12 protein-coding genes are annotated in these 14,256 nt (G+C 64.1%); all 12 read left to right on the top strand.

What is annotated here, in order from left to right; genetic code table 11:
- Nucleotides 1–158 precede the first annotated feature (158 nt).
- The 12 genes from AC5O5I_RS20390 (at nt 159) to purF (ending at nt 14,254) form a co-directional block, all read left to right on the top strand.
- Nucleotides 159–923: a class I SAM-dependent methyltransferase gene (locus AC5O5I_RS20390; RefSeq protein WP_172287676.1), complete on the top strand. Its 765-nt coding sequence runs from the start codon at nt 159–161 to the stop codon at nt 921–923.
- Between the two features lie 54 nt (nt 924–977).
- Nucleotides 978–2,060, top strand: a complete 1,083-nt coding sequence (gene leuB, locus AC5O5I_RS20385) for a 3-isopropylmalate dehydrogenase (protein WP_172218601.1) — start codon at nt 978–980, stop codon at nt 2,058–2,060.
- Between the two features lie 63 nt (nt 2,061–2,123).
- On the top strand, nt 2,124–3,236 hold the full coding sequence (gene asd, locus AC5O5I_RS20380; protein WP_172218599.1) for an aspartate-semialdehyde dehydrogenase: 1,113 nt from the start codon (nt 2,124–2,126) through the stop codon (nt 3,234–3,236).
- A gap of 159 nt (nt 3,237–3,395) precedes the next feature.
- Nucleotides 3,396–4,400: an aspartate-semialdehyde dehydrogenase gene (locus tag AC5O5I_RS20375; protein WP_172218597.1), complete on the top strand. Its 1,005-nt coding sequence runs from the start codon at nt 3,396–3,398 to the stop codon at nt 4,398–4,400.
- A gap of 71 nt (nt 4,401–4,471) precedes the next feature.
- The gene (locus AC5O5I_RS20370; RefSeq protein ID WP_494511452.1) at nt 4,472–7,216 is read left to right on the top strand and encodes a FimV/HubP family polar landmark protein; all 2,745 of its coding nucleotides are present in this window, start codon (nt 4,472–4,474) and stop codon (nt 7,214–7,216) included.
- Nucleotides 7,217–7,311: 95 nt separating this feature from the next.
- Nucleotides 7,312–8,172 (top strand): tRNA pseudouridine(38-40) synthase TruA, encoded by an 861-nt coding sequence (gene truA / locus AC5O5I_RS20365; protein ID WP_172218593.1) that lies wholly within the window; start codon nt 7,312–7,314, stop codon nt 8,170–8,172.
- A 62-nt stretch (nt 8,173–8,234) separates the two neighbouring features.
- Entirely contained in the window at nt 8,235–8,855 is a 621-nt protein-coding gene (locus AC5O5I_RS20360) for a phosphoribosylanthranilate isomerase (protein ID WP_172218591.1), read from the top strand.
- Nucleotides 8,856–9,075: 220 nt separating this feature from the next.
- Nucleotides 9,076–9,969, top strand: a complete 894-nt coding sequence (gene accD / locus AC5O5I_RS20355) for an acetyl-CoA carboxylase, carboxyltransferase subunit beta (RefSeq protein ID WP_172218589.1) — start codon at nt 9,076–9,078, stop codon at nt 9,967–9,969.
- Complete coding sequence (gene folC / locus AC5O5I_RS20350; RefSeq protein ID WP_494511451.1) at nt 9,969–11,276, top strand: bifunctional tetrahydrofolate synthase/dihydrofolate synthase; 1,308 nt, start codon at nt 9,969–9,971, stop codon at nt 11,274–11,276. Before accD ends, folC begins: the two co-directional genes overlap by 1 nt.
- On the top strand, nt 11,260–11,904 hold the full coding sequence (locus tag AC5O5I_RS20345) for an SPOR domain-containing protein (protein WP_494511450.1): 645 nt from the start codon (nt 11,260–11,262) through the stop codon (nt 11,902–11,904). Before folC ends, AC5O5I_RS20345 begins: the two co-directional genes overlap by 17 nt.
- A 244-nt stretch (nt 11,905–12,148) precedes the next feature.
- Nucleotides 12,149–12,706 carry a CvpA family protein gene (locus AC5O5I_RS20340; protein WP_172218586.1) on the top strand — a complete coding sequence of 186 codons (558 nt, stop codon included), beginning with the start codon at nt 12,149–12,151 and terminating at the stop codon, nt 12,704–12,706.
- Between the two features lie 42 nt (nt 12,707–12,748).
- Complete coding sequence (gene purF / locus AC5O5I_RS20335) at nt 12,749–14,254, top strand: amidophosphoribosyltransferase (protein WP_172218585.1); 1,506 nt, start codon at nt 12,749–12,751, stop codon at nt 14,252–14,254.
- Nucleotides 14,255–14,256: the final 2 nt, after the last annotated feature.

Genomic DNA, 14,256 nt, shown 5'->3' with positions numbered 1-14,256 from the left:
GATATAGCCGGCATTTGTACTGGCTGTGCCGGCCTCTTCGCGGGTAAACCCGCTCCCCCAGGAATACAACAGGTCTTAACACTGTGGGTTCTTTGTGGGAGCTGGCTTGCCGGCGATAGGGCCGACACAGGCAACAAAAAATACCAAAGGATTTAGCCATGACCAGCACCCAGCACACCGATGTGGTCCAGCGCCAGTTCGGCGAACAGGCCAGCGCCTACCTCAGCAGCGCCGTGCACGCCCAGGGCAGTGAATTTGCCCTGCTGCAAGCCGAGCTGGCAGGCCAGGGCCATGCCCGCGTGCTGGACCTGGGCTGCGGTGCCGGTCATGTCAGCTTCCACGTTGCCCCGCTGGTCGCCGAAGTGGTCGCCTACGACCTCTCGCAAGCCATGCTCGACGTGGTCGCCAGCGCCGCCAGCGAGCGCGGCCTGGCCAATATCACCACCGAGCGCGGCGCGGCCGAGCGCCTGCCGTTCGCCGATGGCGCGTTCGACTTCGTCTTCAGCCGCTACTCCGCCCACCACTGGAGCGACCTGGGCCTGGCCCTGCGCGAAGTGCGTCGGGTGCTCAAGCCTGGTGGCGTGGCGGCGTTCATCGATGTGATGTCACCCGGCAGCCCGCTGCTCGACACCTACCTGCAAACGGTCGAAGTGCTGCGCGACACCAGCCACGTGCGCGACTACTCCGCCGCCCAATGGCAGCGCCAGGTCAGCGAAGCCGGCCTGCATGTGCGCAGTCACACCCGCCAGCCGTTGCGCCTTGAGTGGAACACCTGGGTCGAGCGCATGCGTACGCCCGAGCCGATGCGCGTGGCCATTCGCCAATTGCAGCAAGCGATGGGTGAAGAAGTACGGCAGTATTACCAGATCGAGGCCGATGGCTCGTTCAGCACCGACGTGCTGGTGTTGTGGGCAGAGCGTTAAGAACCTTTCGGTGGGGCCCGCATGGCCGCACCGCGTGAATGAATAGAGGAAAGCATGAGCAAGCAGATTCTGATTCTCCCAGGTGATGGTATCGGCCCGGAAATCATGGCCGAAGCGGTCAAGGTGCTGGACCTGGCCAATGACAAGTTCCAGCTCGGTTTCAACCTCCAGCACGACGTGATCGGCGGCGCTGCCATCGACAAGCACGGCGTGCCGCTGGCCGACGAAACCCTGGAGCGTGCGCGCAAGGCCGATGCCGTGCTGCTGGGCGCCGTGGGTGGGCCGAAGTGGGACAAGATCGAGCGTGATATCCGCCCGGAGCGCGGCCTGCTGAAAATCCGTTCGCAACTGGGCCTGTTCGCCAACCTGCGCCCGGCCATCCTCTACCCGCAACTGGCCGATGCCTCGTCGCTGAAGCCGGAAATCGTCGCCGGCCTGGACATCCTCATCGTCCGCGAGCTGACCGGCGGCATCTACTTTGGTGCCCCGCGTGGCCAGCGCGAGCTGGAAGGTGGCGAGCGCCAGGCTTATGACACCCTGCCGTACAGCGAAAGCGAAGTGCGCCGCATTGCCCGTGTCGGCTTCGACATGGCCCGGGTACGTGGCAAGAAGCTGTGCTCGGTGGACAAGGCCAACGTCCTGGCTTCCAGCCAGCTGTGGCGTGAAGTGGTCGAAGAGGTGGCCAAGGACTACCCGGATGTCGAGCTGAGCCACATGTACGTCGACAACGCTGCCATGCAGCTGGTACGTGCACCCAAGCAGTTCGACGTGATGGTGACCGACAACATGTTCGGTGACATTCTGTCGGATGAAGCTTCCATGCTGACCGGTTCCATCGGCATGCTGCCTTCGGCGTCGCTGGATGCCGACAACAAGGGCATGTACGAGCCGTGCCACGGCTCGGCGCCGGACATCGCCGGCCTTGGCATCGCCAACCCGCTGGCGACCATCCTGTCGGTGTCGATGATGCTGCGCTACAGCTTCAACCAGACGGCTGCCGCCGATGCCATCGAGAAGGCGGTAAGCCTGGTCCTGGACCAGGGCCTGCGCACCGGCGACATCTTCTCGGAAGGCTGCCGTAAAGTAGGTACGCAGGAAATGGGCGACGCAGTAGTCGCAGCGCTGCGGAATCTGTAATCTCTCTGGCCCGCCACCCCAAATTCCTGGTGGCGGCCCACTTTTAGCAAAGGTGTAGTTGCGATGAAACGTGTAGGTCTGATCGGTTGGCGCGGTATGGTCGGTTCCGTGCTCATGCAGCGGATGCTGGAGGAGCAGGATTTCGACCTCATCGAGCCGGTGTTCTTCACTACTTCCAATGTCGGTGGCCAAGGCCCCAACGTCGGCAAGGATACAGCGCCGCTCAAGGACGCTTATTCGATTGAAGAACTCAAGACCCTCGACGTGATCCTGACCTGCCAGGGCGGCGACTACACCAACGAGGTGTTCCCCAAGCTGCGTGAAGCCGGTTGGCAGGGCTACTGGATCGACGCTGCTTCGTCCCTGCGCATGCAGGATGACGCAGTGATCATCCTCGACCCGGTCAACCGCAAGGTCATCGACCAGCAGCTGGACGCCGGTACCAGGAATTACATCGGCGGCAACTGCACCGTCAGCCTGATGCTGATGGGCCTGGGCGGCCTGTTCGAAGCCGGCCTGGTCGAGTGGATGAGCGCCATGACCTACCAGGCAGCTTCGGGTGCCGGTGCGCAGAACATGCGCGAGCTGATCAAGCAGATGGGCGCCACCCACGCGGCCGTCGCCGAAGACCTGGCCAACCCGGCCAGCGCCATCCTCGACATCGACCGCAAGGTGGCCGAAGCGATGCGCAGCGAGGCGTACCCGACCGAGAACTTCGGTGTGCCGCTGGCGGGCAGCCTGATCCCTTGGATCGACAAGGAGCTGCCAAACGGCCAGAGCCGCGAAGAATGGAAGGCCCAGGCCGAGACCAACAAGATCCTCGGCCGCTTCAAGAGCCCGATCCCGGTCGATGGTATCTGCGTGCGCATCGGCGCCATGCGTTGCCATAGCCAGGCGCTGACCATCAAGCTGAACAAGGACGTGCCGATCGCCGATATCGAAGGCATGATCAGCCAGCACAACCCTTGGGTGAAGCTGGTGCCGAACCAGCGTGAAATCAGCATGCAGGAACTGAGCCCGACCAACGTCACCGGTACCCTGAACGTACCGGTTGGCCGTTTGCGCAAGCTGAACATGGGTTCGCAGTACCTGGGTGCGTTCACCGTGGGCGACCAGCTGCTGTGGGGTGCCGCCGAACCGCTGCGCCGCATGCTGCGGATTCTGCTGGAGCGTTGATCGTTCTGCTGTGACCGAAAACCCGTGCTGGCGACAGCGCGGGTTTTTTTATATCCGCAAATGTTCATCGAGGCCGATACGAGAAGCGCATAGACGGCATTGGCCTCGCCCCAACAATCCGAGTAAAGTGCCGCTCCCGTTTCGCCAGAGGCAGCCCGCATGAACCCAACATTCGATATCGCCGTCGTCGGCGCCACCGGCAGCGTCGGTGAAACCCTGGTACAGGTCCTCGAAGAACTGGCGTTCCCGGTCGGCACCCTGCACCTGCTGGCCAGCATGGAATCGGCAGGCAGCAGCGTCATGTTCGCCGGCAAAAAGCTCAAGGTGCGTGAAGTCGACAGCTTCGACTTCGCCCAGGTCAAGCTGGCCTTCTTCGCCACCGGCGCCGCTGTCAGCCGCAGCTTCGCCGGCAAGGCGCTGCAGGCCGGCTGCTCGGTCATCGACCTGTCCGGTGGCCTGGACGATGCCCTGGCACTGGTGCCCGAAGCCAACGCCGAACGCCTGGCCGGCCTGGCACTGCCGGCACGCATTGTCAGCCCGTGCTCGGCCGCCGTTGCCCTGGCCGTGGCGCTGGCGCCGCTTAAAAGCCTGCTGGACATCGAGCGGGTGCAGGTGATGGCCGCGCTGGCGGTGTCTGCACAAGGCCGCGAAGCGGTCAGCGAACTTGCCCGGCAAACCGCCGAACTGCTCAATGCCCGCCCGCTTGAGCCGCGTTTCTTCGACCGTCAGGTGGCGTTCAACCTGCTGGCCCAGGTCGGCGCAGCCGATGAGCAGGGCCACACGCTGCTGGAGCGCCGCCTGGTCAGCGAGCTGCGCGTGCTGCTGGACTTGCCTGAGCTGAAGATTTCCGTGAGCTGCGTTCAAGTCCCGGTGTTTTTCGGCGATAGCTTCAGTGTGGCCGTAGAAAGCCGTCGCCCGGTCGACCTGGACGCCGTCAACCAGGCCCTGGAGGCGGCTGACAGCCTCGAGCTGGTGGAGCGTGATGATTATCCGACCCCGGTAGGTGACGCAGTGGGCCAAGACGTGGTCTATGTTGGTCGTGTGCGTCACGGTGTTGATGAAGACCAGCAGCTCAACCTCTGGCTCACCACCGACAACGTGCGCAAAGGCGCCGCGCTCAATGCCGTGCAAGTGGCACAATTGTTGATTAAACACATGCCGTAAAAGATACTGGCGAGCATATTTGTCCTGCTCCGCATGCAGGTTTCGGGACGATTCATACAAGGGAAGAGGTCATGCTTCGAATTCGCAAACTGGTTCTGGCCATGGCTGCAGCATCCGCGCTGTCGTCTGGCATGGCGAATGCCCTGGGCTTGGGGGAGCTGACCCTGAAGTCGGCACAGAATCAGCCGCTGGACGCCGAGATCGAATTGCTCGACGTGCGCGACCTCAAGGCGGCCGAAGTGGCGCCGAGCCTGGCGCCCCCGGAAGAGTTCAGCAAGGCCGGGGTGGCGTTTCCGACCTACCTCGAAGACCTGACCTTCACACCAGTGATCAACCCCAACGGCAGAAGCGTGCTGCGGGTGACCTCTAGCCAGCCGCTGCCGGGGCCAGTGGTCAAATTCCTGGTCCAGGTAATGTGGCCGCAAGGCCGTCTGCTGCGTGACTACAGCGTACTGCTCGACCAGGCCAAGGCCCAGGGCGACAAGCAGGCGGCCGGCAACGTTGCCTCGGCGGTCACCGGTGCCAGCAGTTACACCACCCAGCGCCGCGACACCTTGTGGCAGATTGCCGCGCGCAACACCCAGGGTGGCTCGATCCAGCAGACCATGATCGCCATCCAGGCGCTGAACCCGGACGCATTCATCGGCAACAACATCAACCAGCTGAAGGTTGGCCAGGTACTGCGCCTGCCCGACCAGCAGCAGGTCCAGAACATCGCGCAGGGCGAGGCCAACAGCGAGGTGGCCGAACAGTATGCCGCCTGGCGTGAAGGCCGCCGCCTGGGCCCGCGTGCCCGCCAGCTGGACGCCACCCGCCGTGGCGCCGCCGAGGCCGCGCCGTCGGTTATCGCCCAAGGTGACAACCTGCGCCTGGTCAGCCCGGGCAACCAGGCCAGTGGCGGTCAGACCAAAGCCCTCAGCGACAAGCTGGCCTTGGCCCAGGAAAGTCTGGACACCAGCCGCCGTGACAACGAAGAACTGCAAAGCCGCATGTCCGACCTGCAGAGCCAGCTGGACAAGCTGCAGCGTCTGATCGAGCTGAAAAACAACCAGCTCGCGCGCCTCGAAGGGCAGGGCGCAGCCACCCCGGCAACGGCTGCCGCTGCTGTGAGCCAGCCAGCCGCCGCTGCGCAGCCTTCGGTCGAGCCAGCGCCCGCTGCCGTCGACACCGCGCCCGAGTCGGCACCTGCTGCCGCGCCAGCGCCAGCGCCTGCCAGCCAGCCGGACAGCGCACTCCAGCAGATCCTCGGCAACCCGTGGCTGCTCTGGCTGATTGCCGGTTCTACCATTCTGGTACTGGCCCTGCTGCTGTGGCTGCTGGCGCGCAAGCGCAAGGCCCAGCAAGAGGCCGAGAAACACTTGCGGATGGCGCGGGCACTGGAAGAAGAGCAAGGCACGGGCTTTGACACCGATACCGATAGCCTTGATGGCGTTGAAGTCTCGGAGCCCAGCGTCACCCTGTCGCCAGCCGTGGTGGCCGCGTCGGCCGCCGCTGCCGTTGCTGCAGAAAAAGCGGCTGCGCCAGTCGCCGAACCGCTGCCCGAGCCTGAAACAGATCCGTACCCCGGTTTGCTGGCGGAGGTCGATCAATGCCTGGCCGAAGGCCGCCTGAACCGCGCTACCGAGCTGCTGGAGCCCGCCGTGGCCGCAGCGCCGCAGCGTGATGACCTGCGCCTGAAGCTGATGGACGTGTACGCCCGCCAAGGTGACCAGAGCGCGTTCGTCGAGCAGGAGCGCAAGCTGCCGGCAACCGAGCAGAATGCTGCAGAAGTCGCCGGGCTGAAGGAACGCTACCCGGCGATGCTCAGCCTGGCCGCAGCCGGCCTGGGTGCGGCGGCGCTGGCTGCCGAAATGGATGAGCAGTACGTGCAGGGCCTGCTGCAGGATCAGCCTGAAGCGCCAGCGGTGGCTGACGTTGTGCCTGAAGAAGTGCCGGAATTCGAGCCCGAGCCGGATGTTGTAGCGCAAGCGGAGCCTGAGGCAGCACTCGAGCCGGAGGCTGAACTGGATGCCTTCGACGAAGTGTCGACCCTCGATGAGCCAGGCCTGGACGAGCAGGACCTGGACAGCGCCTTTGACTTGAGCCTGGGTGAAGACCTGCCCGAAGAGGACCCGCTGGCAGCACCGCTGCTGGACGAGCCGCTGGCGCAGGCGCCCGAGCCCGACGAACCGGTACTGGATGAGCCTTCGCTGGAAGAGGCGCAGCCTGAAGAAGAACCGTTTGCCGTGGACGCCGAGCTGCAGGCTGAGGCCGATGCAGACTTCGAGGCCATGCTGGCCCAGGCCGAGCCCCAGCCTGCTGTGGACCTGTCCGATTTCGACCTCGATATCACCGAGCCTGTCACCCCGGCTGCCCCGCAAGCAGTGGCAGAGACCCCGGTGGATGTCGCTGCGGAGCTGGATGCCTTCGACAGCGTGCCGGCGTTCGACCCGATCTCCGATTTCGACCTGCCGTCAGACTTCGACCTGTCGTTGTCGCTGGAAGATGACTCGCCAGCCGCCAAGAGCTTCGCTTCGGAGCTGGACGACGTCAACGCCGAGCTGGACAAACTGTCGCAGAGCCTCGAGTCGCCGTCGCTGGAGCCGCACTTCACCAGCGAGGATGCGGCTGCACAGCCAGAGCCAGAGCCGCTGGACGACCTCGACTTCGACTTCTTCTCCGGCAGTGATGAAGTCGCCACCAAGCTCGACCTGGCCCGTGCCTATATCGACATGGGTGACAACCAGGGCGCGCGCGACATCCTTGATGAGGTAGTCAAGGACGGCGACGACACCCAGCGTCAGGAAGCCGAGGACATGTTGTCTCGACTGGTCTGATCGAGGTCCTGGAACGCGATACACCTTCAACGGCAGCCCTACGCGGCTGCCGTTGTCGTTATAATCCCCGCCATTCCGTACACCCCACAGGTTTCATGCTCTTGGACATCATCGACAGCGCCGCCACCGAATCTGCGGCCGAAGGCTACTCCCGTATCGCCCTGGGCGTTGAATACAAGGGCGCGCGTTACCGCGGCTGGCAGCGCCAGGCCAGCGGTGTGCCGAGCGTGCAGCAAGCGCTGGAGCAGGCGCTGTCCACGGTGGCCAACGAGCCAATCGCGGTGGTCTGCGCCGGGCGTACCGATGCCGGCGTACACGGCTGCGGGCAGATCGTGCACTTCGACACCCGCGCCGTGCGCGACGAACGCGCCTGGACCATGGGCACCAACTTCAACCTGCCGCACGACATCAGCGTGGTCTGGTCGCGGCCGATGTCGGCCGACTTCCATGCCCGCTTCAAGGCCTGTGCCCGGCGCTACCGCTACGTCATCTACAACGACCCGATCCGCCCGGCGCACCTGGCCGAGGAAGTTACCTGGAACCACCGTCCACTGGACGTCGAGCGCATGGCCGAGGCCGCGCAGTTCCTGCTCGGCACCCACGACTTCAGCGCCTTCCGCGCCAGCCAGTGCCAGGCCAAGTCGCCAATCAAGCACATCTACCACCTGCGCGTTACCCGCCATGGCCAGATGATCGTGCTGGACGTGCGCGCCACCGCCTTCCTGCACCACATGGTGCGCAACATTGCCGGGGTGCTGATGGCCATTGGTGCCGGCGAGCGCCCGGTTACCTGGGCGCGCGAGGTGCTGGAAGGGCGCAACCGCAGCGAAGGCGGGGTGACCGCACATCCTTACGGGCTGTATCTGGTGCAGGTGGAGTACCCGGAGGAGTTCGCGCTGCCCCAGCGTTACATTGGCCCACACTTTCTGACCGGTTTCGAGGCGTTGGCTGACTGACGGGCGCTAAAGTCATTTGCTAACATCCGGCCTTTCACCGTAACCAGCAGGGTTCGCTGTCCATGAGCAATGTACGCACCAAGATTTGCGGGATCACCCGCATCGAGGACGCACTGGCCGCTGCCGAAGCGGGTGCCGATGCCATCGGCTTCGTCTTCTATGCCAGGAGCCCCCGGGCTGTGGACGTGCTCCAGGCTCGGGCGATCATCGCCGAGCTGCCGCCGTTCGTGACCACGGTCGGGCTGTTCGTCAACGCCACGCGTTGCGAGCTGAACGAGATCCTCGAAGTGGTGCCGCTGGACCTGCTACAGTTCCACGGCGATGAAGCCCCGCAGGACTGCGAGGGTTTCCACCGCCCCTGGATCAAGGCCTTGCGCGTACGCCCGGGCGACGACCTGGAAGCAGCCTGCAAAACCTATTCGGGTGCTCGCGGTATTTTGCTGGACACCTACGTGAAGGGCGTACCCGGGGGAACCGGTGAAGCCTTCGACTGGTCATTGGTGCCGGCGCGCCTGAGCAAGCCAGTCATCCTCGCCGGCGGGCTGTCGGCCGATAACGTCGGTCGGGCCATTGCCCAGGTGCAGCCTTACGCGGTGGATGTCAGCGGCGGCGTCGAACAGGCCAAGGGCATCAAGGATGCGGCTAAAATCGAAGCCTTCATGCGTGCGGTGAAACAGGCGTGATGGCAGATGTGACGGCTGGCTGCGCGCCATCGTCCATAACTTTCGCAGCCCTGCGCGGCAGTCGTCAGTACATCTGACGGCAAAACAACACATTAGCGCTGGAGTGGCGCGCGGGAAGTCTCGCGGCCGGTCCAGCAACGTTCCATAAGATTTTGAGCTCAAGGGCAGGGCAGGGCCGGCGACACCGGTCCCCCGCCTGCCAATACTGGAGAAAGAAAGCATGAGCAACTGGTTAGTCGACAAACTGATCCCTTCGATCATGCGTTCCGAGGTGAAGAAGAGCTCGGTGCCAGAAGGCCTGTGGCACAAGTGCCCGGCCTGCGAGGCCGTGCTGTATCGTCCGGAGCTGGAAAAGACCCTGGATGTCTGCCCCAAGTGCAACCACCACATGCGCATCGGTGCACGCGCGCGTATCGACATCTTCCTCGACGCCGAAGGCCGTGCCGAGCTGGGCGCTGACCTGGAGCCGGTCGACCGCCTGAAGTTCCGTGATGGCAAGAAGTACAAGGACCGCCTGACCGGCGCGCAAAAGCAGACCGGCGAGAAAGACGCGCTGATCTCCATGAGCGGCACCCTGATGGGCATGCCGATCGTGGTCAGCGCCTTCGAGTTCTCGTTCATGGGGGGTTCCATGGGCGCCATCGTCGGCGAGCGTTTCGTGCGTGCTGCCAACTACGCGCTGGAAAACCGCTGCCCGATGATCTGCTTCTCCGCCTCTGGCGGTGCACGCATGCAGGAAGCGCTGATCTCGCTGATGCAGATGGCCAAGACCTCTGCCGTGCTGGCGCGCTTGCGCGAGGAAGGCATCCCGTTCATCTCGGTGCTGACCGACCCGGTGTACGGCGGTGTTTCCGCCAGCCTGGCAATGCTCGGCGACGTTATCGTCGGTGAGCCGAAGGCACTGATCGGCTTCGCCGGCCCGCGGGTGATCGAGCAGACCGTGCGCGAGAAGCTGCCAGAAGGCTTCCAGCGCAGCGAGTTCCTGCTGGAGCACGGCGCCATCGACCTGATCATCTCCCGTGGCGAACTGCGCCCGCGTCTGGCCCGCCTGCTGGCGCAGATGACCGGCCAGGAAACCCCGGAGCAAGCGCGTGAGGCGGCTGCCGTCGCGTGATGAAACAACGATCCCTGGGCGAATGGCTCGCCTACCTCGAGCAATTGCACCCCTCGGCCATCGACATGGGCCTGGAGCGGTCGCAGAAGGTGCTTGCCCGGCTGGCGCTGGGCAAGCTGGCGCCACGCGTGGTGACGGTAACCGGCACCAACGGCAAGGGTTCCACCTGCGCCTTCGTAGCCTCGCTGTTGCGTGCCCAGGGGCTGAAGGTTGGCGTGTACAGCTCGCCGCACCTGTTGCGTTACAACGAACGGGTGCTGATCGAGGGTCAAGAGGCCAGCGATCAGCAACTGTGCGACGCCTTTGCCGCCGTCGAGGCGGCGCGGGGCGAAATTTCCCTGACCTACTTCGAGATGGGCACTCTGGCCGCGTTCTGGTTGTTCTACCAGTCGCAGCTGGATGCCGTGGTGCTGGAAGTGGGCCTTGGTGGTCGCCTGGACACCGTCAATGTGGTGGATGCCGACCTGGCACTGGTGACCAGCATCGGCGTCGACCATGTCGATTACCTGGGCGATACCCGCGAACGGGTGGCCTTCGAGAAGGCCGGCATCTTCCGCCAGGGCAAGCCTGCGTTGTGCGGTGACCTGGATCCGCCGCAGCCGTTGCTGGACAAGGCTGCCGATCTGGCCGCGCCGTTGTTCCTGCGCGGGCGTGACTTCGACCTGAGTAGTGCCGATGGCAGCTGGAGCTGGCGCGGGACTGCGGCCGATGGCGCGCAAGTCGAACTAGGCGGCCTGCCGCTGCTCGACCTGCCCATGGAAAACGCTACCCTGGCTTTGCAGGCTTACCTGTTGATGGGCCTGCCTTGGGACGCAGGGCAAGTTCGCCAGGCGCTGCTGGATACCCGCATCACCGGTCGCCTCGACCGCCAGGTGCTGAGCTGGCAGGGCAAGCCGGTGGAGCTGCTGCTGGATGTGGGGCATAACCCCCATGCTGCGCAGTACCTGGCCCGACGCCTTGCAGCCCGGCCGCTCAAGGGGCGCCGCCTGGCGGTGTTCGGCCTGCTGGCGGACAAGGACCTGGGCGGTGTTGTCGCGCCGCTGCAGGGTCTGGTCGACCACTGGGCCGTGGCGCCGCTGGATACCCCGCGTAGCCGCCCGGCTGCAGAACTGGCTACGGCCTTGACGAACCTCGGCGCCGCAGTGAAGTCTTATGCCAGTGTCGACGCCGCCCTTGAGGGGCAATGCGCGCAGGCGACGGCGGATGACCAGATCCTGCTGTTCGGTTCGTTTTTCTGTGTTGCCCAGGCGCTGGAATGGCTGGAGCGGCACGCCCATGAGGGTGGAGTAGATGGCAGTGCTGGATAAAGGGATTAAACAGCGCATGGTGGGTGCGCTGGTGCTGGTGGCGCTGGCGGTGATTTTCCTGCCCATGCTGTTCACCCGCGAGGACGAGATGCGCCAGGTGCACGTCGAGGCCCCGCAGGCACCGGCCATGCCCAGCTTGCCGGAAGTGAAGGTAGAGCCGGTCGCCGTGCCTGAGCCACAGGTGATTCCGGAAGAACCGCAACCGGCGCCGGTGGTGGTCAACGAGTCGACGGCACCGGCCAGCCCCCCCAGCCAGCCGATCACGCCGTCGCCGCAGGCTCAGGCCCAGGCCCAGGCCCAGGCCCAACCGGTCAAGCCGCAGGCGTCGGCACCTGCAGCTAAAGTCGAGGCCAAGGCTGCAGCGCCCTCGAAGATCGATGTCAATGGCTTGCCGGTCAGCTGGTCTATCCAGTTGGCCAGCCTGTCCAACCGTGCAGGGGCAGAAAAACTCCAGCAGACCTTGCGTAGCCAGGGTTACAACGCCTATATCCGTTCGGCGGGTGGCATGAACCGGGTGTACGTCGGGCCGCTGATCGAGCGGGCCGAGGCCGAGCGCGTGCGTGATGCGGTCAACCGCCAGAACAGCCTCAAGGGCTTTGTCGTGCGCTTCCAGCCCGAGCGCAGCTGATAGCCGCGGGGCGGCTATGCCGCCCATCACCGGCAAGCCAGCTCCCACCTCGACCGCATCGGCCTCAAGTCATGTGCAATCCCGGTGGAAGCAGCTGTTTTCCCCAGATTCCAGAAGCTTGCGCGATCCCTGTCGGAGCTGGCTTGCCGGCGATGAAGCAAACACCAATCCAGCTGACATTCCGCTTACTCCCAGCCCTGCGCTCTGGTAAAATGCGCCGCCTCAAACGTCTGCAGGCAGCACCGTGGCATTTACCCTGGTTGATTGGGCGATCATCGCGATCATCGCCGTCTCCACACTGATCAGTCTCAAGCGCGGCTTCGTCAAAGAGGCTTTGTCCTTGCTCATCTGGATCATTGCCGGTGCGGTTGCCTGGATGTTCGGCGGTTCGCTCTCGGTGTATCTTGAGAGCTATATCCAGACGCCATCGATGCGCGTCATCGCTGGCTGCGCCATTCTTTTCGTCGCCACCTTGCTGGTGGGGGCCATGGTCAACTTCCTGGTCGGCGAGCTGATCCGCGTGACCGGATTGTCCGGCACCGATCGTTTCCTGGGCATGGCATTCGGTGCCGCGCGCGGAGCTTTGCTGGTGGTGGTGGCCATAGGCCTGATCAGCCTGGGGCCGGTGCAACAAGATACCTGGTGGCAGGAATCACGCCTGATACCACAATTTCTCCTGGTCGCCGACTGGTCGAAAAACCTGATCCTGGGTTTTACCGGCCAATGGACGCCCGGTGGACTGATCAGCGCTCCCGCTGATCTTCCGTTCAAGGAACAGTTGCTCGGGCCTGCTAAGCCCTGAGCGCTATTCACTCAAGTTTCGTCAAAGTAGGGGTTGCGTCGCATGTGTGGCATCGTCGGTATCGTCGGTAAGTCGAACGTCAATCAGGCGCTGTATGACGCGCTTACGGTCCTCCAGCACCGCGGCCAGGACGCTGCCGGTATCGTGACCAGCCATGACGGCCGGTTGTTCCTGCGCAAGGATAATGGCCTGGTGCGCGATGTGTTCCAGCAGCGCCACATGCAGCGCCTGGTCGGCAGCATCGGCATCGGCCACGTGCGCTATCCGACTGCGGGCAGCTCGACCTCGGCCGAGGCCCAGCCGTTCTATGTCAACTCTCCGTATGGCATCACCCTGGCACACAACGGCAACCTGACCAACGTCGAGCAGCTGGCCAAGGAGATCTACGAGTCCGACCTGCGCCACGTCAACACCAACTCCGACTCGGAAGTGCTGCTGAACGTGTTCGCCCATGAGCTGGCGGTGCGCGGCAAGCTGCAGCCCACCGAGGAAGACGTATTCGCTGCAGTTTCCCACGTGCACAGCCGCTGCGTCGGCGGTTACGCCGTGGTGGCGATGATCACCGGCTACGGCATCGTCGGTTTCCGTGACCCTAACGGCATCCGCCCGGTGGTGTTCGGCCAGCGTCACACCGACGAAGGCGTGGAGTACATGATCGCCTCCGAAAGCGTGGCCCTCGACGTGCTCGGCTTTACCCTGATCCGCGACCTGGCCCCGGGCGAAGCGGTGTACATCACCGAAGGCGGCCAGCTGTTCACCAAGCAGTGCGCCGAAGCGCCAAAACTGCAGCCGTGCATCTTCGAGCACGTGTACCTGGCGCGCCCGGACTCGATCATCGATGGCATCTCGGTGTACAAGGCCCGTCTGCGCATGGGTGAAAAGCTGGCCGACAAGATCATGCGCGAGCGCCCCGAGCATGATATCGACGTGGTTATCCCGATCCCGGACACCAGCCGCACGGCCGCGCTGGAGCTGGCCAATCGCCTGGGCGTGAAGTTCCGCGAAGGCTTCGTCAAGAACCGCTACATCGGCCGTACCTTCATCATGCCCGGCCAGGCCGCGCGCAAGAAATCGGTGCGCCAGAAGCTCAACGCCATCGAGCTGGAATTCCGCGGCAAGAACGTGATGCTGGTGGACGACTCGATCGTGCGCGGCACCACCTGCAAGCAGATCATCCAGATGGCCCGTGAAGCTGGCGCCAAGAATGTCTACTTCTGCTCCGCAGCCCCGGCTGTACGCTACCCCAACGTCTACGGCATCGACATGCCGAGTGTTCACGAACTGATCGCCCACAACCGTACCACCGACCAGGTGGCCGAGTTGATCGGCGCCGACTGGCTGATCTACCAGGACCTCCCGGACCTGATCGATTCGGTCGGTGGCGGCAAGATCAAGATCGATCACTTCGATTGCGCGGTATTCAACGGTGAGTACGTCACCGGCGATATCGACGAAGCCTACCTCGAGCGTATCGAGCAGGCCCGTAATGACCTGGCCAAGGTCAAGCACCAGGCGGTCAGCGCGATCATCGACCTCTACAACAACTGATT

This window comes from Pseudomonas sp. 9_2_1 (assembly GCF_059295275.1).
This window is presented reverse-complemented; position numbering and strand designations above follow the sequence as displayed.

Bases quoted from the DNA above. Each gene is read 5' to 3' on its own strand.
- AC5O5I_RS20390 (WP_172287676.1), top strand. From the start codon at position 159: ATGACCAGCACCCAGCACACCGATGTGGTCCAGCGCCAGTTCGGCGAA.
- leuB (WP_172218601.1), top strand. From the start codon at position 978: ATGAGCAAGCAGATTCTGATTCTCCCAGGTGATGGTATCGGCCCGGAA.
- asd (WP_172218599.1), top strand. From the start codon at position 2,124: ATGAAACGTGTAGGTCTGATCGGTTGGCGCGGTATGGTCGGTTCCGTG.
- AC5O5I_RS20375 (WP_172218597.1), top strand. From the start codon at position 3,396: ATGAACCCAACATTCGATATCGCCGTCGTCGGCGCCACCGGCAGCGTC.
- AC5O5I_RS20370 (WP_494511452.1), top strand. From the start codon at position 4,472: ATGCTTCGAATTCGCAAACTGGTTCTGGCCATGGCTGCAGCATCCGCG.
- truA (WP_172218593.1), top strand. From the start codon at position 7,312: ATGCTCTTGGACATCATCGACAGCGCCGCCACCGAATCTGCGGCCGAA.
- AC5O5I_RS20360 (WP_172218591.1), top strand. From the start codon at position 8,235: ATGAGCAATGTACGCACCAAGATTTGCGGGATCACCCGCATCGAGGAC.
- accD (WP_172218589.1), top strand. From the start codon at position 9,076: ATGAGCAACTGGTTAGTCGACAAACTGATCCCTTCGATCATGCGTTCC.
- folC (WP_494511451.1), top strand. From the start codon at position 9,969: ATGAAACAACGATCCCTGGGCGAATGGCTCGCCTACCTCGAGCAATTG.
- AC5O5I_RS20345 (WP_494511450.1), top strand. From the start codon at position 11,260: ATGGCAGTGCTGGATAAAGGGATTAAACAGCGCATGGTGGGTGCGCTG.
- purF (WP_172218585.1), top strand. From the start codon at position 12,749: ATGTGTGGCATCGTCGGTATCGTCGGTAAGTCGAACGTCAATCAGGCG.